This is a genomic window from Rubripirellula reticaptiva (genome assembly GCF_007860175.1).
Classification (GTDB): Bacteria; Planctomycetota; Planctomycetia; order Pirellulales; family Pirellulaceae; genus Rubripirellula; species Rubripirellula reticaptiva.
Genome location: NZ_SJPX01000005.1, coordinates 705,007 through 725,492, shown reverse-complemented (window position 1 = coordinate 725,492; position 20,486 = coordinate 705,007). Strand labels below are relative to the sequence as shown.

At 56.6% G+C, this 20,486-nt stretch carries 19 protein-coding genes; 3 read left to right on the top strand and 16 right to left on the bottom strand.

Translation table 11 applies throughout. The features are described 5' to 3' along the window. The first annotated feature begins 310 nt into the window (after positions 1-310). Positions 311-1,618: a hypothetical protein gene (locus Poly59_RS23825; RefSeq protein ID WP_186776478.1), complete on the top strand. Its 1,308-nt coding sequence runs from the start codon at positions 311-313 to the stop codon at positions 1,616-1,618. 135 nt (positions 1,619-1,753) lie between these two features. Beyond that, on the top strand, positions 1,754-2,554 hold the full coding sequence (locus Poly59_RS23820) for a DUF1559 family PulG-like putative transporter (protein WP_246151893.1): 801 nt from the start codon (positions 1,754-1,756) through the stop codon (positions 2,552-2,554). A 38-nt stretch (positions 2,555-2,592) separates the two neighbouring features. On the opposite strand, the gene Poly59_RS23815 is transcribed toward Poly59_RS23820, so the two are convergent. The 5 genes from Poly59_RS23815 to Poly59_RS23795 all read right to left on the bottom strand — a co-directional run bounded on the left by Poly59_RS23815 (position 2,593) and on the right by Poly59_RS23795 (position 6,757). Next, positions 2,593-2,787, bottom strand: a complete 195-nt coding sequence (locus tag Poly59_RS23815) for a FeoB-associated Cys-rich membrane protein (protein WP_146536586.1) — start codon at positions 2,785-2,787, stop codon at positions 2,593-2,595. Between the two features lie 12 nt (positions 2,788-2,799). Beyond that, on the bottom strand, positions 2,800-5,028 hold the full coding sequence (feoB, locus tag Poly59_RS23810; RefSeq protein ID WP_146536585.1) for a ferrous iron transport protein B: 2,229 nt from the start codon (positions 5,026-5,028) through the stop codon (positions 2,800-2,802). A gap of 47 nt (positions 5,029-5,075) precedes the next feature. After that, positions 5,076-5,306, bottom strand: a complete 231-nt coding sequence (locus tag Poly59_RS23805; RefSeq protein WP_146536584.1) for a FeoA family protein — start codon at positions 5,304-5,306, stop codon at positions 5,076-5,078. Between the two features lie 200 nt (positions 5,307-5,506). Continuing rightward, entirely contained in the window at positions 5,507-5,935 is a 429-nt protein-coding gene (locus Poly59_RS23800) for an Rrf2 family transcriptional regulator (RefSeq protein ID WP_146536583.1), read from the bottom strand. A 27-nt stretch (positions 5,936-5,962) separates the two neighbouring features. Then, complete coding sequence (locus Poly59_RS23795) at positions 5,963-6,757, bottom strand: phosphoadenylyl-sulfate reductase (RefSeq protein WP_246151892.1); 795 nt, start codon at positions 6,755-6,757, stop codon at positions 5,963-5,965. Between the two features lie 143 nt (positions 6,758-6,900). Here Poly59_RS23795 and Poly59_RS23790 point away from each other — a divergent pair, with 143 nt between their 5' ends. Continuing rightward, positions 6,901-8,127 carry a HEAT repeat domain-containing protein gene (locus tag Poly59_RS23790; RefSeq protein ID WP_146536581.1) on the top strand — a complete coding sequence of 409 codons (1,227 nt, stop codon included), beginning with the start codon at positions 6,901-6,903 and terminating at the stop codon, positions 8,125-8,127. A gap of 69 nt (positions 8,128-8,196) precedes the next feature. On the opposite strand, the gene Poly59_RS23785 is transcribed toward Poly59_RS23790, so the two are convergent. The 11 genes from Poly59_RS23785 to Poly59_RS23735 form a co-directional block, all read right to left on the bottom strand. Continuing rightward, positions 8,197-8,544: a histidine kinase gene (locus Poly59_RS23785; protein WP_146536580.1), complete on the bottom strand. Its 348-nt coding sequence runs from the start codon at positions 8,542-8,544 to the stop codon at positions 8,197-8,199. Then, on the bottom strand, positions 8,541-9,389 hold the full coding sequence (locus Poly59_RS23780) for a sugar phosphate isomerase/epimerase family protein (protein WP_146536579.1): 849 nt from the start codon (positions 9,387-9,389) through the stop codon (positions 8,541-8,543). The genes Poly59_RS23785 and Poly59_RS23780 overlap by 4 nt, the downstream gene beginning before the upstream one ends. Before the next feature lie 35 nt (positions 9,390-9,424). Beyond that, positions 9,425-10,111, bottom strand: a complete 687-nt coding sequence (locus Poly59_RS23775) for a hypothetical protein (RefSeq protein ID WP_146536578.1) — start codon at positions 10,109-10,111, stop codon at positions 9,425-9,427. 118 nt (positions 10,112-10,229) lie between these two features. Further along, positions 10,230-11,726, bottom strand: a complete 1,497-nt coding sequence (locus Poly59_RS23770) for an oligosaccharide flippase family protein (RefSeq protein ID WP_186776477.1) — start codon at positions 11,724-11,726, stop codon at positions 10,230-10,232. Between the two features lie 167 nt (positions 11,727-11,893). Continuing rightward, positions 11,894-13,843, bottom strand: coding sequence for a cell division protein CrgA (locus Poly59_RS23765; protein WP_146536576.1), 1,950 nt, complete (start codon positions 13,841-13,843; stop codon positions 11,894-11,896). 10 nt (positions 13,844-13,853) lie between these two features. Beyond that, positions 13,854-14,462 (bottom strand): RNA polymerase sigma factor, encoded by a 609-nt coding sequence (locus tag Poly59_RS23760; protein ID WP_246151891.1) that lies wholly within the window; start codon positions 14,460-14,462, stop codon positions 13,854-13,856. Between the two features lie 5 nt (positions 14,463-14,467). Continuing rightward, the gene (locus Poly59_RS23755) at positions 14,468-15,742 is read right to left on the bottom strand and encodes a DUF1501 domain-containing protein (protein WP_246151890.1); all 1,275 of its coding nucleotides are present in this window, start codon (positions 15,740-15,742) and stop codon (positions 14,468-14,470) included. A gap of 47 nt (positions 15,743-15,789) precedes the next feature. Then, positions 15,790-17,439 carry a DUF1549 domain-containing protein gene (locus tag Poly59_RS23750; protein WP_146536895.1) on the bottom strand — a complete coding sequence of 550 codons (1,650 nt, stop codon included), beginning with the start codon at positions 17,437-17,439 and terminating at the stop codon, positions 15,790-15,792. A gap of 270 nt (positions 17,440-17,709) precedes the next feature. Then, a complete protein-coding gene (locus tag Poly59_RS23745; protein WP_146536575.1) occupies positions 17,710-18,315 on the bottom strand; it encodes a histidine phosphatase family protein in 606 nt (201 codons plus the stop codon). A gap of 2 nt (positions 18,316-18,317) precedes the next feature. Continuing rightward, the gene (gene rpe / locus Poly59_RS23740) at positions 18,318-19,028 is read right to left on the bottom strand and encodes a ribulose-phosphate 3-epimerase (RefSeq protein ID WP_146536574.1); all 711 of its coding nucleotides are present in this window, start codon (positions 19,026-19,028) and stop codon (positions 18,318-18,320) included. Positions 19,029-19,296: 268 nt separating this feature from the next. Beyond that, positions 19,297-20,346, bottom strand: coding sequence for an NAD-dependent epimerase/dehydratase family protein (locus tag Poly59_RS23735; protein WP_146536573.1), 1,050 nt, complete (start codon positions 20,344-20,346; stop codon positions 19,297-19,299). Between the last annotated feature and the right edge of the window lie 140 nt (positions 20,347-20,486).

Genomic DNA, 20,486 nt, shown 5'->3' with positions numbered 1-20,486 from the left:
CTTTAGCAGGTAAAGGCTGCAATCGGCCGCAAATCCCTAAAAGGGACGCGTTTGGGCGAAACATCTCGCCCGCGTCAGTACTCAAGATTAGCCACCACCTAGCGAATTGACAACCGATTTCGTCCGTCTCGATGGCGGTTTGTTTTAAGCCGCCACGGCGACCGCCAACACCGGCAAAGCTTGCCAAAACCGGTTTGGCTTTCCTCGACGGACTGGGCAGGTGTAGAATGACGGCTTTGACCAATCTTCAAAGGATCGCAGGTTGTCGCTACATCTCTTCCCGAGCTGGTTCCTTGCCGGATCCCTCGCCGTGTCGCAAGTCATTGGCTTGACGGCCCAGGTTTCGCGATGTGTTGCGGACCAGGCTGCGGACCAGGCTGCGGACCAGGCTGCGGACCAGGACGCGGACCAGGACGCGGACCAGGACGCGGAACAGGACGCGGAACAGGTCGACCAACTTGACGCCACCGCCGAAATCGAAGCGGGCGAACCAGACGCCGAGAACCAAAACGCTGAGAATCTAGACGTCGCTGCTCAAGCAAAGCCGCTGACGCCAGAACGACAAGCCGAGCTGGATCAGTTGGTCGAAGAACTTTCGTCCGGCGAATTCGCCCAACGCGAACGAGCAGCCGCCGCACTAATGGCGATGGGGATGGACGTGGTCGAGCCGCTGCGACAGTTGCAAGCTCAATCCACCGACGCGGAAGTCCGTTTGCGAGCCGGTGAAGTGGTGCGGCAACTGACCGACGGTGACCTGCAAACTCGCATCAAAGATTTCTTGGCTGGCAAGGAAGTCGACTTTGACGGGTGGGAAGTCATTCGCGCGATGCTGGGGGACAATGGCACGATTCGCGAACTGTTCATCGAAATGACCGAAGCACACCCGGCGCTGATCGCATCGATGGAAGGCGAGACTCGCGACCGCGTGATCGCGCTTGAGAAAGCAATGGCGACGGTTCAGCAGCGTGTGTTTGTCGAACGCAAGTTCCCCTCGCGTGCCGACACCTTTGCGTTGGTCTTGCCGACCGTGGATGCGAAAGTTCCCGTGACGGCTGGATTTGAAAGTGTGGTGCTGAGCACGCTGCTGAAAACCGGTGCGACCGAGATTCGCCAAAACCCGCAACTGTTGCCATCGTTCCGTGCCCTGCTTGGGCGGTGGATGATCCGTGGGACTTTGTCGAACCGAATCGATGTCTTGTTGTCCGGAATGGCCTGGGAAGTCGAAGATACGTTGTCGCTTGCCGTGGCGACATTGACCGAAGCTAACGAGACCGAAACGTTGGCGGTGGCGCTGCAAGCGATCGCACGGTTTGGTTCTCGCGAGCATGCTGTTTTTGTTCAGCCGCTGCTCGACGATTCTCGCCCGTCATCGGAAACCGGGTTCGCAGACGGCAAACTGATCCGCACCGAAATTCGTGACGTGGCCATGGCGACCATCGCAGTCCTTTACAATGCTGACTTGGCGGAAACCGGATTCGGATCGCTGCAAACGCATCCAACGTACGGATTCATTCTCGGCGACATCGGATTTCCCGTCGATGACGATGGTCCGCGTAAGAAGACGCGAGAAAAGATTGATCGGATGATGAGCGAAAAACGTCTCGTTGAAGGATCTTGATCGCTGGATCTTGATCGCCGAATCTGGATAGCTGAATCTGGATAGCTGAATCTGGATAGCTGGGTTTTGGCCCGCAGGGCGGGGCACCTCTGCAAATATCAAATACTGCAAATCCCAAACGAAGAGGCCAAGTTCATGTCGCAAGGCACTCCACCCGGTCAAGATCCTCTTAGCGTCAATGCGATGCCGCCGGTGTCACCGCAAGCGTCACCACCGAGTGGCAAGAATGGCACCTCCGTCATTGTGATCGTGCTGGGGCTCGCCTTTGTGATGATGCTGATGTGCGGCGGTGTGCTGCTGGCCCTGCTATTGCCAGCGGTGCAGGCGGCCCGCAAGGCTGCGCGAACTGCGGTCGCGTCCAACCAAGTCAAACAAATTGGACTTGGCATGCACAACTATCATTCGGCGTACAGGCAACTTCCTTTCACGGTGACTGAAAACACCGCCGGTGAAGAACGTTTGGGTTGGCGTTTGGCGCTGTCGCCGTTCGTCGAAGGCCAGTCGCAGTGGGAGAGCTACAACAATGATGTGATGTGGAATAGCCCGGTCAACGAACAAGTCTCGATCGTTGCCCCGGAAGCGTTTCAGGTCGTCAATGGAACACCCGGCGACACCGCGATATTCGTCATCGTGGATCCAGCCGGCATGTTTCCACCGACGCCGAACACCACGATTCGGTTTCGCGACATTACGGACGGGTTGTCCAACACCTTGATGGCAATCCAACTGCCACAGCAAGGCGTCATTTGGACGTCGAATATAAACGTCACTGCTGATGAAGCGTTCAAGGCGATCACGATGCTGCAGCCATCTGAGAAAGCGATTCTGCTGATGGGTGACGGCGCAATTCGGCCGGTTGGTTACGATTTCGACCGAGCGACCTTCGACGCTTTGATTACGATCGCCGGCGGCGAGAAGATCGACCCCAGTTTCTGATTGCTCGATATCGTTCGCCATTGGGTGATCTGTCTGCTCTAGGGCTTTTTGCGGCCTAGGCTGACCAGCGGGGTGGCGTCCACGTTGTTGGGATTCTTGCTGCACGTGCCACAGCCGCCGACGTTGCCGGAGCCGCTGCGTAGGCCTCGCGAGATGGTTCGATAGACGCGTCGCAACAACCATAGTGATGCCACCGCAACGATTGCTGTCGCGATGATGTTTTGCCAATTCATCGACCGTACCTCTTAAAAGAAACGCGTGCCTACTTGGTAGGTTACCATCGCGCCAAAATAAGCCAAAACGGTCATGTAAGTAAAACTGAGTGCTGGCCAAAACCAGCTATTCGTTTCGCGGCGAATCACCAGCAACGTGCTAACGCACTGGGCACACAAGGCGAAGAACACCATGATCGAAAGCGCCACCGGGATCGTGTAAACGGGCGAACCGTCTGGATGCGTTGAAGCTCGCATGGCACCGGCAAGTCCTTCTTCGTCAGCGTCGCCGCCGAGCGAATAGATCGTGCCCAAGGTTGCGATGATGACTTCGCGAGCCGGGAAGCTGGCGATCGCACCGACGCCGATTTTCCAGTCCCAGCCGAGTGGACGGACGGCGGGTTCAATCGTGTGACCGACACGGCCCAGCAGACTGCCTTCGAGTAACGCCGCCGACTCGGTTTGCAGCGCCAACTGCAATTCGTCGGCTTCGGGTGAGCCTTCTGCGACCGACTCCAATCGCGTTTCTAGCTCGTACTGTCGCGTGTGATCGCCCGGCCAATAGCCCGCGAACCAGATCACGATCGAAGCAGCAAAGATCAGCGTGCCGGCGCGGATCACGAATGCCAAACTGGCTTCCCAAACTCGCGAGAAAATCACTCGGGGTGCCGGAATTTTGTATTCGGGAAGTTCCATCACGAATGGAGCGACTTCGCCTCGCAGCAACGTCTTCTTCAAGATCCAGGCCACCGGAATCGCTGTCAGCACGCCGACCATGTACATCGCCATCAAGACGATCGCCGGCATCGATACCCATCCGCCAAGCATGGCCGTGGTCGGCACAAACGCGCCAATCAACAGCAAGTAAACCGGCAGCCGCGCACTGCAGCTCATCAGTGGCGCGACCATGATCGTGGCTAGCCGATCGCGACGGTTCTCGATCACCCGTGTTGCCATCACGCCAGGCACGGCGCAGGCGAACGAGCTCATCATCGGCAGAAACGACTTACCGCTCAGTCCGAACCATGTCATCACTCGGTCAACCAAGAACGCCGCTCGCGCCATGTAACCGCAGTCTTCGAGAATCGCCAAGAAGAAAAACAGCAGTGCGATCTGGGGCAAGAAAATTAAGACACCACCGACTCCGGCGATCACGCCATCAACCAGCAGGCTGCGCAACATTCCCGGTCCCATCCACGACTCGACTATGCCTGCGACAAAACCGGTTGCGGTTTCAATCAGGTCCATCGGAATCGACGAGAACGTATAGATCGACTGAAAGATCGCCAGCATCACCAACACGAAACCAATCAATCCGCCGATGCGGTGCGTCAACACGGCATCCAAACGATCGGTAACTTTTGATGACGCGTGGCCCGTTTGTCCGATCACACCGCTAAGTTTTTGATTCGCCCACGCATAGCGCGCGTTGCATTCCATGTCGACCGGATCGCCGACTTGGTCGGCTAGTTTCTTGCGCGCCGAAATCAGTGCGGGCAGAATCCCACCACCGAGTCGCCGGATCACGCGCCGTTCGGCTTCGCCGCCGCGATCAAGCAACATGCGCTGGATCAAGTAATCGTCGGGCAATGACAGCTCGGCCGTTGCCGCCGGGCCGGTCGTGCAAGCGCCGTCAAGCAAGGCTTGGCGAAGTTCGCCGCAGACTTCATAGAAGTTTGCCGGAAGTGTTTTTTCTCGCTGCGTCGACTCGTCCGAACGCGATAAGTGCTTTTCGATCGCCGCTTTCAATTCGGGGACGCCCTGGCGCTTCGATGCCGATGTCGGGATCACGTCGACACCAAGTTGCGACGAAAGCTTTTCGACGTCGATCGTGATTCCATGCGACTGCAGAGAATCGACCATGTTGAGCGCGACGATGGTCGGCTTGCCGAGTTCCAGCAACTGGCTAACCAAAAACAAATTGCGTTTCAGTTGGGCCGCGTTGACCACGCACACGATCACTTCGACCGAAGGTTCGTTTTCAAGGTCGCCGGTTAAAACTTCGACCGCGACCAATTCATCGGGTGACCGAGGTGCCATCGAATAGGTGCCTGGCAAATCGACCAAGTCGATCACTCGCGACCCAAGATTGCAGCGGCCGACTTTCTTTTCGATCGTCACGCCGGCGTAATTGCCCGTCCGGACGTTCAGGCCGGCAAGCGCGTTGAAGAGCGTGCTCTTGCCCGTGTTGGGGTTGCCGACCAATGCGACACGTGATGTCGCCACGGTCGGGTCATTGATCCGGTCCGGAGCAGTTGCCATAGAAACTACACGGCCGAGATTGGCGTCCGCGCTCGTGAAGGAGAAATTCAGCCGATCGGCTGAACGAAAACACGGCGAGCTTCACCGTTGCGGACCGCGATTCGGCATCCCTGGACCGAGCACTTCACCGGATCGCCTAGCGGCGCCCGACGCAAATACTCAACCGCTTCGCCGGGGATGAACCCCATTTCGCGAAGGCGGGAAGCAATTCCATCCGCACCATCGATGCGAACGATTTCACCACGTTGTCCGGGCAGCAGCTGGTCAAGAGTCGTCAAGGGAAGTTTCCTTTATTGAGAATCAGTCTCAGTAAGCCAATCTTCGCTGCTTTCATCCCGTTTGTCAAGTGATTGAAGACGACTATCCCGGCAACGGGTCGATCAAATGGGGCGGACCCGAACGATGTCGCGAGATTGCCGACTGGGCGAGTTTGCCGGCTGGGCGAGATTGCCAGCTAGGCGAGATTGCCGCGGGCGCCTTAGATGTAGAACATCGACGCGTCGGCATCGACGCTGCGTTGGACCATGTCGGCCAGGGTCACGGCGGCCAGTACGTTCCTCGATGCCTCGGCCGCTTCGTCCCAAACTTCTTGCAGTCGTTCGTCAGTGGCCGTCGCCTTGCCCTCGACACTGCATGCCGAGTCTTGGCTGCAACCGACGGCTTCGGCGATATCCAGCAACGTGATTGACGACGGTTCGGCCGACAAACGGTACCCGCCTTGGCTGCCACGAATACTTTGCACCCATCCCGACGCACGCAGCGTGCGCAGGATTTGCACCAAGAACGGTCCCGGCACTCCGTGACGATCGGTGATGTCACGCACCGTGACCGGCGACGATTGGCTGCTGCGGACGGCCAATTCGACCAAGGCAAGAGATGCGTAATGCACGCGAGCGGAAATCAACATCTTGGTTTCTCCCGAAGTTGGCGTGAATTACGAATTGTGCAGTCCACATTCGGTCTTTTCGAATCCCGCCCAACGGCCGGCCCGCTCGTCCTCGCCCAACTGAGTCGCGCGTGTGCAAGGCTGGCAACCGATGCTGGGGAACCCCTGGTCGTGCAGCGGGTTGTAAGGAATGCTCTCTTTCAAAATCAGATCCCAGACCTGGTTCTTGGTCCAATTCGCCAGCGGACTGATCTTCACCAACTGGAACTTCTTGTCCCAGCCGACGATTGGCGCCGCGGCTCGGTCGGGCGATTGGTCGCGACGGATTGCACTGGCCCAAGCGTGTTGGCCCTTGGCCGCTTCGTGCAGCGGTCGCATTTTGCGGTCAAAGCAGCACTGGTTCGGATTTGTCGCGTACAGCGGCCCGCCGTGCATTTCTTCGTACTGCTGGACTGTCGTGTCGGGCAGTTTGTATTCGACTTCGATGCCGTACTTTTCTTTCACCCGTTCGCGCAGCTCAAGCGTTTCTTTGAACTGGTAACCCGTATCCAGATTAAAAACGGGCGTTTCGGGGGCGATTTCGGCCAGCATGTGCATGATCGTCATGCCTTCGGGGCCAAACGCAGTCGCCATCGTGAACTTGGGCGCAAACCGGTCCACCGCCCAGCGCAGGATCTCCTGAGGTGTGGCGGTTTCCAGCTTTGCGCTTTCAGCAGCCATTTCGGCCAGGAATTCGTCGGTCGGATACAGCGGCGGATCGGCCGCCAAAGCCCCGCGAGGTTCTCCCGAATCGATCGAGAAGACCTGCGGCGGCGGATCGGGTTGTGACGATTTTTCGTTCATAGGTCGGTCGGATGACGCCGAAGTTTGGCGGTAAAATTTAGCTGACATATCGAAAGGTTACAAACACGATCAACATAGTCAAGTATGGTTATCGTCCGCCAGTGGGTTAGAATTGAGCTTATCAAACTCAAGGGCGACTCACGATGACTCGATTGCTAACCATCACGCCAGCCTGCGTGCTGCTATTTTCCGTAGCCTGCCTCATGCCTATTTCCGCAGTGGCAGATTCGGTTGAGATCGCTGGCGGCGGCCATTTGACGGGCAAAGTCACCCGCCAGTCCGATTACACCGTGGTCGCCATCGACGACGAAATCCAAGTCGCGATCCCGAACAGCCGCGTTTCTCGGGTCGTTAAATCTGACGAACTGGCACAGTATCGCCGCAACGCTGCCAAAGCGGGCGAAAACGCCGAACTGCACTACAAGCTAGCGATCTGGTGTGCGACCGCCGGCAATCTTCCGGGCCAGACCGGCCAATATCGCAAATACCATTTCCAACGGGCGATCGAACTGGATCCGGAACACGAACTGGCTCGCGCGGCATTGGGTTACTTGAAAGAGAACGGCAAGTGGATTCATCGCAACGACATGATGCGCGATAGGGGCATGATCTCGGTGGGCCGCAAGTGGGAGCTTCCCGAATCCGTTGCGCTAGCGGAATCGGCCGAAGCGAGCGAAACGGAATCGAAGCTGTGGATTCGCGAGGTCAACCGGCTAATCAAGATCGTTTCGAAAGGGTCATCGAAATCGGCCGAAGCCCTGGACGCCCTGCGAGCGATCAAGGATCCGCTGGCGGCGGTTGCGATTGCTGAACAGTTAAAGGATTCGCGAAATGATCGATCCCAGCCTGTCGCAATGCGGCGGTTATGGATCGATTTGCTGGGCCGATTCAAGAACCGGGTTTCCGTTCAAGCATTGGTCTTGGCGGGCGTCGAAGAAACGGACGAAACGATTCGCGAAGCCGCGCTGGAGCAACTGCTTGTCTACGGTGCTGATTCAGCGTCGGCGACGTACGTGCCGATGCTGTCGGCGAACAATCGGCAAACAATCCACCGGGCTGCTCGAGCGCTATCGTGGTTTCCGGATCCTGAACTTGCCATGACCTATGTTGATGCGTTGGTCACAACCGTCAAAACAGTAGGCCCACCGCCGCCCGGCATGAGCCTTGGATTTGGCGACAACGGTTCCAACGGAATGTCGACCGGAGGCAAAGCAGTGGAGATCAATGACACTCAGCCGAATCCGGCGGTACTGGCACTGCTGCGGATGGTCGAACCCAATGTCGACTTTGGCTACAACGAGCAAAAGTGGCAGATGTACTTGGCCGCCAAGAAAACGAAGTTCAGTGGCGACCTAAGACGCGATCCGTAACGGAACGTCGTCTTTATCGGTGTGTTACCGAGCTGGATTAGCTGGAACAGGAATCAATCGAACCGTTGACTAATCGAAAAGTGTCGACAGCATCGCGTCGAACTGGCCGTTGGTGATCACCTGTTCGATACCCGCTTCACGAGCTGCTTTCAATTTCGGCACGTGCACGTGCGGCCCGTACGCGATCAGCTTGGCCGACGGGCACCGCTCGTTGCACTCGCCCACGATCGTGCCAATCACGCCGCTGCGAGTCGACAAATCAACAATCACGTAACGGACATCGTCGAGCTCGCCATCTGGCAATCGACCGCCGAGCGAGAATTTCCAATCCGCTCGTTCGGCAGCCATTTTTACGCGGGATCCAAAGACAAGATCACCCGACACCATCAGCACTCGGTTGCTGGTTTCGGTGCTCATGCTTTTCGTTTTTCAATTTCGCCGCGCATGAACTTCAAACCGTTTGTCGCTAGCGACATTTCATCGGAAAACATCTTGCGCCAAATCTTGGTCGCCGCAGCAATCTCGGGCAACGATAGACCGAACGCTTCGATCACCAGCCAGCCGTCGTAACCGCATTCGGCGATCGCGTCGAAGTTGTCTGCCCAGCGGATCGCGCCTTCGCCGGGCGTGCTGCGATCATTCTCGCTGATGTGGATGTGGAACAACTTGTCACCGCCGGCCTTCACCGCATCCTTGATGTTCTTTTCTTCGATGTTGCTGTGGAAGGTGTCGTACATGATTCCGCAGGCTGGGTGATCGACTTCACGTGCGAAGCGAGTCGAGTCGGCATGCGTGTTCAAAAAGTAGCACTCGAAACGGTTCAGCGCTTCGACGCCCAACTTCACGCCGACTTTGCCAGCGTGTTCGGCGACTTGTTGCATGCTGTCGACACCCCACTTCCATTCGTCCGACGTTGGGCCGGCGCCACTGAAGACGCCGATCGCCGAGTGGTACGGTCCGACCAGCGTTTCCACACCAGCAGCGGCGCAGGCATCGAGAGTTTTCTTGGTCAACGAGATTCCCAGGTCGCGGACACTTTTGTCGGGCGAGATCGGGTTGTCGCCTTCGTTGCGAATCGTGACCGCGGTGCGAGAAAGGCCCATGGAATCAAGTTGCTTGCCGATGGCGGCGTAGTCCAAGTCCAAGTTGAACATCGGTAGCTCAACGCCGTCAAAACCGGCTGCCTTCAATTGCTCACAAACCGGGAACATGGCGTCAGTCACTTCGCCGCTCCATAGCAGCAGATTCATTCCGTATTTCATCGCGTTCGTTTTCTCGTAGGGTATCAGGAGGGGGATCAGGTCGCTGGGTTGGCGAATCCAAACGGATCCGTCCCGTCGGGCGGCGTCAGCATCTGAACTCGGCGTGATTCTACCAACTTGTCGGCACTCGCGAGCCACTCGACGAGCGAGTCGGGAAGCTGGCTGAGTCCGACCCGTGCCATCACTTGGTTGATCCGCATCAACAGTTTGGTGTGGTCACGATAGTCGTAAAGGAATTTGATGTCCGCAAATCGCTGGATCACCGATGCCAGGCCGGTAACCTGTTTGCCGGTGATGGTCACCACCGATTGCTGGACTACCGCCGCATCGGCTGCCGAAACGGCGTCATAGTATCGCTGGCCAATCGACGGATCGTCTCGCAGCCAATACGAATCCAACAACATCTCGATCAAGATGTGCCCGACAAACATTGGCCGAAAACCGGTGTCGCCAGGCAGCAGGTCACGCAGCTCGACAGCCAATCGAAGGTTCGTCTCGACAAACGCAGCCGTGCCGTGGAACCAGCGATCGTCGGCGATGTGCCGCAGGATGCCTCCAGCAACCGCGGCCAATTCCGGATCATCGCTGTCGACATGCTGGGCGGCGTATTTGCCACGAGCCCGGACTTTGCGGTCCACAACGCTCATCCAATCGGGCACGCCCGTCGAAATCGCTAACAGCGGCTGGTCGAGATACGGAATTGCATGGCAAAGAAAGTTCATGCGAAAAGAGTAACGCGAAAACGATGCCAAAAGTAGGTCGGACTGCGAGTTGCACGACTTGAAACTTCGGCGCCGCGGCGCGTAACCTCAGCTGTAGCCTGTGTCATCAGATTCGTTGCTACGCTGCGCTGCCCGGTTGCGGGCGGAGTCGCTGTATCAGGTAAGTCGCGCCTTCGTCACACCATCCACGAATTTCTACGTTCCCTACGCAGGCGATCACCACACAGGCTAGCCCGATCCAAGGACCGGCCAACAGCGTCGCAGGTAGCACTGACAGAATCAGCAACGTCAGGTCCAATCGGAATCCAAACCTCGACATCGCCAACCACAGCGATCCCAACATGACTCCGTTGGCAACCAAGGTTGCGACCACAGCTCCCTCGAGTCCCAGCATCGGCAGCAGCACGTAATTGAGCGCCACGTTCACAATCAATGCAACGCCGATCGCCACAGTAACCCACTTCCCTTTTTCGGCCACCCACAAGTAGTCCTGTCCGATGGTCGCCAGTGATACCCAGATACAAAAGACAAACGTCATTGGCATCAACTGCAGACCAGCCGCGTAGCGGTTTTCCAAAATCACTTCAAAAAACCAAGGCGACATAACCATCGCGACGGCGGCCCCGGCTGTAAAGAAACCGGACGCGGCAAACAGAATGCGGCGTAAGTTTTCGCGTACCTTTTCTTTGCGACCGGCTTCCCAGTCGGCGGCTAGGTAGGGCATCAATACGCCACTGATCATGGTCGCCAAACTGATCAACAGCATGGGAATGATTCGGCCACTATGGTATTGGCCGACGGCGGCCTGGGTAGCAGTGTCGTCGCCCGGCATCATGTGCAAAATCATGTAACGGTCCGACAGTGCGAACACATTTGACAACAAATTCATCGCCCACAGCGCGGCCGCATAAGGCATCAAACGCCGCCACATCGACAATGCGTCAAACGAATCTTGGCTGACGGGTAAACCCGCCCAACCACGAACCAAGGTGTGGAGTCCGGGAACGGTCGCAATCAACGTTGCAGCAATGAAAGCATAGACCAACCCGGTCAACCCGCCGCCGAATGTCAACCAAGCAATCCCGATGACGGTAAACGACACCGACTGAACAAACTGCATGATCGAGGCCACACGAACTTGTCGAAGGGCTGAAACCATCTGATAAACAAAATTAAAGATGACAATCGCCACCACGCCTGCGCCGATGCTGTAAACCAACGCCATCGACTGCGGCTGTAAGAAAACCAGCCAACCAAAAAAGTCGGGGAATAACATGATTCCGACAAAAAAGATCGTGCCCAAACCAATCGTGACCCACAGCATGCGCCGCACGAGCGGCGTCAAATGCCCTTGGACTCGGTAGTGCTCGACATACCTTGGCAACGTTCCGGGGATGCCAAGCAACATCACGGGCGTGATCATGGTGATGAAGTCATACGCCATCGACCACTGGCCGACGACGGCATCGTCAAGCAATCGGCAAAACCAAATGCCACGAAAGAATCCGAGTCCGCGCTGAATGACGGTCATTGCCAACATGACCGCCATGCCGATGGCAAGCGAGTCGGCAACGAAGCTGGATTCGGAGTCGGTTTTTTGGGAAACGTCTGACACGTGCATTTCAACGAACGAGTATGATTCGGTGAAATTTTGCACAGTACTGATGCCACGGTCGTCCGCTTCGCCAAACGGCGAGCCGATTTGAAACCAAACAATGCGACCGATCCGGTTTTAACGATTGCACCGAAACCTCGATGTCTCGAGCCTTCGGCAAATCCCCTCTACCGAACCATCCACCAGACTCGGTTCAATATCGTTGCCTCGTCGATGTTTGCGGCCTGCATTGCCTCGACGCCCTTCTGCACGGACTCGGGTGCATCGGTTCGCCCCGCCAGGTAGGCCAAATGATCCACCTGCTGGTCGGTGTTCTTGATCAGACGCAGCCATTGCACAGGCAGGGTTTCGGCGCGGTCGGGAAAGTCCCAAGACAGTTTGTCCGAACGGACTTTGTTGGTGCCAGAGCCGCCTTGGCCGATTTGGGCCAGCAGTGGTTTTCCATTGATGTCGAGCTTTGCACCGATCGATCGCATCGCCTCGTCAACTCGTCGGTCGAACGGCAAGTCGGACTTCAGCGGCATCGCTGCGGCGAATGCCTCGGCGGCCGAACGCTCGACCGCGTTGTCGATAACCCAACTATTTTCCAGTGACTTGGGGACTTGGCGGTTGCTGGCCGGCGATGCGATCACCAGTGCGAGTGCGCGACCCAGATTGAACTTTGACCGCAGAAGGTCGTTCACCAAGCGAGTTTCTAATTCCGCCAACGCTTCGTTATGCGGCGCATTCATCGGATCGACAACTCGGCCGTGAAGCGGTTGCCCGTGGACCATTTCCCAAAGTGAATTGACCACGCCTGCCGCCAACGACGGAGAACCGTTCAATCGAGCCGACCAATCCGATAGCGAAGTCACTGCATCGGGGCCGGCGATCCATTGACGGGGGACTTCTGGCATCGCAACCCGGCGACGACCATCGGCGAGATCAAAAAACAGCTTGCGGGAGTTTGGCTTTTTCGCGACCGACCATCCCTGACGACTGGGAACCAAATCACGGTGCAACAACCCAACCAGCGACCAATAGTCTTCTTGTCGGCCGCTTCCTTCGATGTAGGCGTCGTGACAACGAGTGCAACGGAGATCTTTGTTGAAAATTAGCGATGCCAAATGACGCCCCATCACACCGTCATCGACTGAATTTGAACCTGCTGCCATCGCGGTAAGGAAAGCGGTGGATGTCACCGACGTTCCATCGATCCAACTGGCAAGCGATCGGTCCAGCGGCAACGAACCCGAGAAGGCCTGGGCGACTTCGGATATTAGATCGTCTCGCTGTTTTCCTTTGACGCGGTTGATTCCGCCATCGGTGATCTGATTCAGCCAACCGGTCGCAATCTGCGTCGCGATCGAATCGATTGCGATTTTCGCTTGAATCGTTTCGGCACTACTTAGATCCGAGGCGGACCAGGCAAAGCCAAACAGCCGGCTAAAGCGATCTGCAACTTGTTCGGCACCGGCTTCGTCGGTCGGTTGAATCCCAATCGCATCCCAGTACCCTCGCATCTCCGAATCCACTTGATGTGATACCAACGCCATCGATTCAGGCGGCCCAAGTGATTCGTCAGACGGCATTCCCAGCACAGACTCTGGTGCATCGACTGGTTCGTTCGATTCGTTGGTCGGCAAAACCATCGGACGACCGCGTGGCGGTTGACGTGGCGCGTCCGCGAGCGAGTCTTGTTTGGGTTCGGTAGTTGATAAATCCGATGAAGCAGCCGCTGCTGCGACGTCATTCTTGGTCGTCGATGCGACATTTTGTTCGGTTTGCTTGGCGACCGAACCGACTTCGATCGGCAAGTTGCGATGATTCCGAACCCATAGCAAGCCGATCAAGGATGCCGCGATTGCGGCAGCGACGAACCACCATGCGGATTTCGCGATTGCGGGCGACGGTTTCGCTTGGGACGGGCGATTGGGTAGCGCCGTTGGCCGAGGTGCTGCGGCGACCGGTTCCTCTCGCAGTCGCGACAGGATCTTGTAAGTCAGGTCGGGCGGCTCGGCCTTTCCCATTGCTTCGACGAACAACGAATCAAACGCTCGTTCGGCAAAGTCCTGGTCGGTCAATGCGCGGTCGTCGTTGTTTGGTGAATCAGGGTTGGACTGGTTCGAGTCAGTCATGAGTCTGTTTTCAATGATCGATGTTCAAGTGTAATTTTGCTTCGACACATTCGCGAAGCTGCCCCTTTGCTCGCTGCATCAAATTGCGAGCACCATGGTCCGTGATATCAAGCGCCTCGGCGATCTCAATCCGCGTGGCATCGTTTCCATACCTCATCTGCAATGCCAACCGTGCTCGATTCGTCAGTATCGACAAGCAGCCCTTCAAGGCATCCACTGCTCGGTCGCCCGACAAATCCTTACCAGCCCAACGATCCCAGATCTCGTCCATCAGCGGCGACTCGGCCATCGACTGCACACGCTTGTGCTTGCGATGGTCCGAAACGAGCAGGTTGTAGGCCGTTCGCCGCAGATAACTGCTGGTCGCGGCTTCACTATGTTGAACGAAATTGTCGCGGCGAAGGACTCGTAAAAACGTTTCCTGCGTCAAATCGTCCGCCATCGAGTCGTCGCATCCGAGCATTCGTAGATACCGCCAAATGCCCCGTTGGTGCCGAGCAATCAGCTCGGCAGGTAGCAGTTCGGCAGCGTCACCGGTGGATTCAATCCCGCTAGCGCCAGCGCCCGCAGCATCGCCGACGCTGCCGCTTACACGTTCATGCGATCCTTGCGACGACACAAGCTTTACGCCAATAGATCAGTGATAAGCTTGCCACCGCCGGCGATTTTCATTGGTCGACCATTCTTGCTGGTGAACGTTTTCTCCGTCGAGATGCCCAGGCCTTTGCAAACCGTCGACATCAAATCTTCGCTGCTATACGGCTCGGACTCGACGGCTGTTCCGTCACTGCTGGTTTCGCCAACAGCCAATCCGCCCTTGATAGCTCCGCCGCCGACAACGCATGACCATGATCGGGCCCAGTGGTCGCGGCCGGCATTTTGATTGATGCGCGGTGTGCGACCAAATTCGCCCATCCAAATGATGACCGTGTCTTCGAGCAATCCTCGTTGGGCCAAATCTTCGGTCAGCGCGCTCATTGCGCGGTCAAGCTGCGGCAACTTGGTGTCCTTCAGCAGCGTGTGGATTCCGTTGTGGTTGTCCCAGCCACCCAAGTCGACTTCGACAAACGGCACACCGGACTCGACCAATCGACGAGCCAGCAGGCAGCCTTGGCCGAAGTTGTCTTTGCCATAACGCTCTTGAACTTCTTCGGGTTCTTTTTCAACGCGGAACGCTTCCATTTGACTGCTGGTCATCAGGTCATACGTCTTGCGCAGCACTTTCGCATGCTCGCTGGCCGGCAAGTCACGAGTCCGTTTTTCGAAACCGGATTCGATCATGTTCAGTGCTGCCATTCGCTGCATCAAACGTGTCTCGTCCAGCTTCATATCGAGGTTACGGATTCGGCCGTTGCTCGTCACCGAAAACGGGCTCCAAGCCATTCCCAAGAAACCCGGGCCAGCGCCGGCTCCACCGATCGAAACGAACGGAGGAATTTCTAACTCGGGTCGTTGGTCGATCAGCTCGTGAGCGATCACCGAACCGTAGCTCGGGTGTTCGATGTTTGGGTTCGGCACGAAACCAGTGTGCATGTAGTAGCGTCCGCGATTGTGGTCGGCTTCGCGAGTCGACATGCTGCGGACGATCGACAGGTGTTTCATCTGCTGAGCCATCATTGGCATGTGTTCACAGATTTGCATGTCGCCGGTTGTCGAGATCGGCTTGAACGGGCCGCCCGTCGGTGCCCCTGGTTTCAAGTCCCAGATGTCAATCGTTGCCGGACCGCCACCCATCCAAAGCAGAATCGCACTCTTGTGATTCTTCTTCATCTCGTCGGCGTTGGCATGGATGGCACCGCCCAAGGTGAGGGCCGCGCCTGCAGCCGCCGACGAACCAGCAAGGTGCTGCATGAAGTGTCGACGATCCATCCCGACGGGAGTCTTCCAGGTGGAAATCATGGCGTAAACTGGGGGTTAAAAGTTGTTAGCGAATAGAGATTGAACGACTAGTGTTGCATGATGAATTCGTTGCTGTTCAGCACAGCCCACCACATGTCTTGCAACATTTCTTTTTCGTCGCCGCCGCGTGCTCTTAGCAGTTGTCCGGCGATTTGGATTTCTTTCTTGTCAGGACGGCGAGCCAATCCGGCTTGGAACAAATTGGTCACACGATCTTGCGGCGATCGGCCCGACTTGGCGATCCGGTCGATGAAGCTGCCGTCGGACTTGCTGATTGCGTTTTGCGTTAGGGCACCATTGAACAACATCAACGCTTGCGGAATCGAGCCGTTGAACGTCGTCGCCTCGTCACCTTCGTCGGTGCCGAATGCGACCACGAACTGTTCCAACCATTTGCGGCGTTCGCGTTCCTGTTCTTCATAGCTGCCCGAAGCCGATGCGTCCGTTGCTGTTACCATCGATTGATAAAGCTGTTCTGCTGACATTTGACGCAAGTAGAAACGCGAGAACTTTGGCATTTCGCCGATCGATGGATCATCGATTTCGTTTGACGAATTCAGTACTGCCGATAACTGGTACGGACGGCTGGTCGTGATCCATGTGATCAGTTCTTTCAGGTCGTAGCTCGACTTGCGAAACTCGGCTGATAATTTGTCGAGCAATTCGGGGTGTGACGCCACGTTGTGCGGGCCCAGATCATCAATCGGTTTGGTGAACCCAAATCCCAGGAACAGTGACCACATTCGGTTGACAATCATTTTGTCCAGATACTCGCTCTCGAGCATCAAGCGTCCGAGTTCTTGACGTCGATTCACATCACCAACAAAGCCGCTCTTGCCGATTTCGGTTCCGTCGGTGAAGACCGGATAGGCAACTTTCGTCAGGCCGTTTCTCAATTCGTAGAAAATCAACGCGTCTTCAGGATTGTTCGATTCGCCCGCGTAGTCTTGGTCTGCTAACTCGCCATGCGAGATATCGTTGGTGTCTTCGACAAAGCGACGCAGTGCGCGAGTTTGGCGAAAGAACGAATTGAATTCCCAGAATCGTTGTTGCTTCCACTGGTTGAACGGGTGGTTGTGGCACTGGGTGCATTGGACTTGTTGGCCCAAGAAAATTCGCGACGTGCTGCTGGTCGCAAGCACCGCATTTTCTTCGTTGACTTTGTCCAACAAGAAGTTTGCAGCACCGTTGAAATTCTCAGTGCCCGGCTTGCCGCTGCCTGTGGCGGTGACCAATTCATAGGCCATCGTGTTGTACGGTTTATTCATCGCGAACGAGTCGCGAAGGTACTTCTGCATTCCTGCGGGGCTAACCATCGAACGGCGGTCATTGCCGCCACTGCGACCGATCAGCAGGTTTGACCAAGTCGTGGCCCAATGTCCTGCGTACTCTTCGGTGTATCGATCATCGTGCAACAATTTCTCGACCAGATTGGCTCGCTTGTCACTGCCACGATCAGAAGCGAAGTCTTGCAGTTCGGCGACCGTCGGAATCCGGCCAATCACATCCAAAAAGACACGACGTGCCCACGTCGCATCATCGACTTCGGGCGCCGGCGTGCGAATTTCGTAATCTCGCCATCCCTGTTCGATCAATTCATTGATCAACGCGACCTGGGGGCGGACCGTATCGGCAGCCGAAGCTGACGTGGGAGACGTAAAACCGCTGCCCAGGAAACCGCTAAATAGGGCGATCATCCATCCGGCAACGGTAAGAGAGAATCGGTGGTTCACGGAGCAGAAATCCTGGGATGGGGTTCGTTCGACACCACTTGAACGCGTCCAAGCGACCCGATGTACCCATTCATTCTATTCCAGCCGAAGGTCACGCTCAAAGAGCGATCCCAATCAGCTACCAGATTGCCGGCCAATCGTCCCGGTTATAACGAGGATTGACGCAACCTTGGCGAAAAACGGCGTTCGGGCCTTGCTTGAACGCTTCTGTGGCGTACCAACCCAGCCGCTCGATCAACGGCCCGAAAGCACGGGCTCGATCAGATCCCACTTTCCGGAATCCGTTTCGGCTTTCCACAGATCCGCCAGCGCCTCGCCCGACAACAGAGTCTGGACGATCCAAGCCATCGGGTCGGGAATCACGATCGTGACCAAATCGTCACTGTTCTTTTTCAGCAGCTTCAGCACCGCCTTTTCGACTCGCGACTTGGCGTCGCTGATCGATTCACCGCCCGGCGGACAAATGTCCAGCGGCGTTTCCTGACCACATCGATAAAGTTTCGGGTGGTTTCGTCTCAGTTCGTCGATCAGTTTTCCATGCCACAGACCGTGGTCCAGGTTCCGAAACGCCTCGATCACTTTGACCTTTGCAACCCGCTGGCCACTGGACGGGTCACGCGCCAAAAGATCCGCCGTTTCGCGAGCCGATTCGCAAGGGGCGGTGTAGATGGTTCGGCAACGGAAATGGGCGACTTGGTCGACCAGGGACGCGGCTTGGCGACGGCCAGTTTCGCTAAGCGGCATGTCCATGCAGCCCTTGATGCGACCTTGGTCATCGAATTCGGTGGCGCCGGGGCGAACCAATAGAACGCGAGTAATCGCGGGGGACTTTAAAATCATTGTTAGTTCTCCTCTCCGGTTGTGGGAGGATCGTTGGCAGCGATTTCGTCTGTCAGAGCTTTGATAGCGCTGTTGTAGTCGTGTTTTTTGAAGATTGCCGAACCGACCACGAATAAGTCGCAACCGGCCGCACGTGCGGGACCAATCGTGGTCGCGTCGATACCACCGTCGATTTCCAGCAATAAATCAGGAAATTCAGACCGCAGCGTTCGCAGTTTCTCAAGCGCGATCGGGTTGAATTTCTGTCCGCCGAAACCAGCCTCGACGCTCATTACCAACACCATATCGATATCAGCCAAGCATTCTCGCAAGCTGGCCAACGGCGTTTCGGGGTTCAGTGCAACTCCCACGTTGACGCCCATCTGACGGATCAAGTCTGCGGTTTCAGCCGCATTGCGAACGGCTTCGACATGAAACGTCAACATGTCCGCACCCGCATCCACCATCGGTTTGGCGTACTTCAGCGGATCGCTGATCATCAAGTGCACGTCCAAAGGCATATCCGTGTGACGTCGCAGTCCTTCGACGATCGGCATCGCATAAGTCATGTTAGGAACGAAGTGCCCGTCCATCACGTCGAGGTGCAAAACGCGCGCACCGGCATCGTGCAGTTTGGCGACTTCGCCCTTCAGATCGCCGAAGTCGCAAAGCAATAGGCTAGGCAAGACTGCCGGAGCAGCGTTGCGAATCGCTTCGAGTGAGGCTCGCGCCATCCATACGTTCTCAATGAGTCCTGAAAACTTCGCCACCGCGTTTTGCCAATCAGTCCTTTTCAGGCCCGATTCTGCAACAACACTGTTCAGCAAAGCAGTAAGCGTGCAACACATTGAACGCGCGTCGGATCGATTGTCAATCGCGCCGGAAACCATTGCCACACCTCCTGTGGGGGGTTTTGCAGGGCGGTTCGGCACAGGATCCGAGACTTCGGGTAATCAGAATGCTCGCTAGGGAGAGATTGCTACCATTAAAAAGTATCAGAATTCATCTTCCGGCCTGGGTAGGGAAGCGATTCTGGATCCAATCGACGGCATCATCCAGACTGATCGACGGGTCGCGAATTCGGTATCCCAGTTCATCGTGGGCTCGCTGTGAATCGTACCAGTGGAATTGAGTGCTCATTTCCAACGCCGCAGAGTTGAAAACGCCCTCATTTGCCGATATTTTCGACAACATGCTGGCTGCGATCTCGCCGATCAAAATCTGGCCAGGCCCGGCCGGCATGATGGGTTTTCGGGCGCCAGTTCGCTTGGCGATTTCCCGCCACAGCTCAAAATACGTCCAGTTTTCACCGGCCAGAATGTACTCGCGGCCGCTTTTGATCGGCGAATCCGTTGGTCGGGTCGGCCGCGGCTGCGTGATCGCGTCCATCGCCGCGATGGTCCCGGCGGCGACATCGCGAGCATCGCACAGGCTGCAGCCGCCCGACGGAGCCAAGGGACGCCAAGTCTTGGCAACCTCAACGATCATCTGCCCACTGCTAGGTTTCCAATCCCATGGGCCAAGCATGAATCCGGGATGAATGATCAATGCTTGCAAGCCTCGTCGGACCGCCGACTTGACGACATCGACACCTGCCCGCTTGCTGGCCACGTAACTGCACAACGTCGCTGAGCCATTTTCGTTCAGTCTGGTCGTTTCGCTGGCTGGCTTTTCTCTTGCCCCAAGCGCGAGCGTATCGACTGTTCCGATATGCACGATTGGTTTGTCGTGTTCGATACAGGCTTCGACGATCATCGCGGTGCCGTCACGATTGACTCGCATCGACTCCTCCATCCGCTGCCACCCGATGTGGATCAACGCGGCCGAGTGAATGACAACGTCGCAGTCGGCAACCGCTTGGCGAATTGCAGAAAACGTTTCTTCGTCACCTAGATCGCCAATTGCACAGCTGACATCCAATCCCGCAAAGACTTGCGGCTTGGGCTGCGATCGCACCAACGCAGTCAACGAGTGGTCTGGCCGGTCAGCCGCCAGTTGCCGCAGAATGTTGTTGCCAAGCAAGCCGGTACCGCCGGTCACAAGAATGCGCATCGAGAGTTGTTGCCAAGGAAAAGGGAATCAAAGGAGAGAAGTCGCAGATGAATCTAGTTGCAGGCGCAGTCAATCATGAATGGCCCAAGCCGTTTTGCCATAGGCGAATTGTGTTTAGTCGTTTCCATAAATCGTTCGCT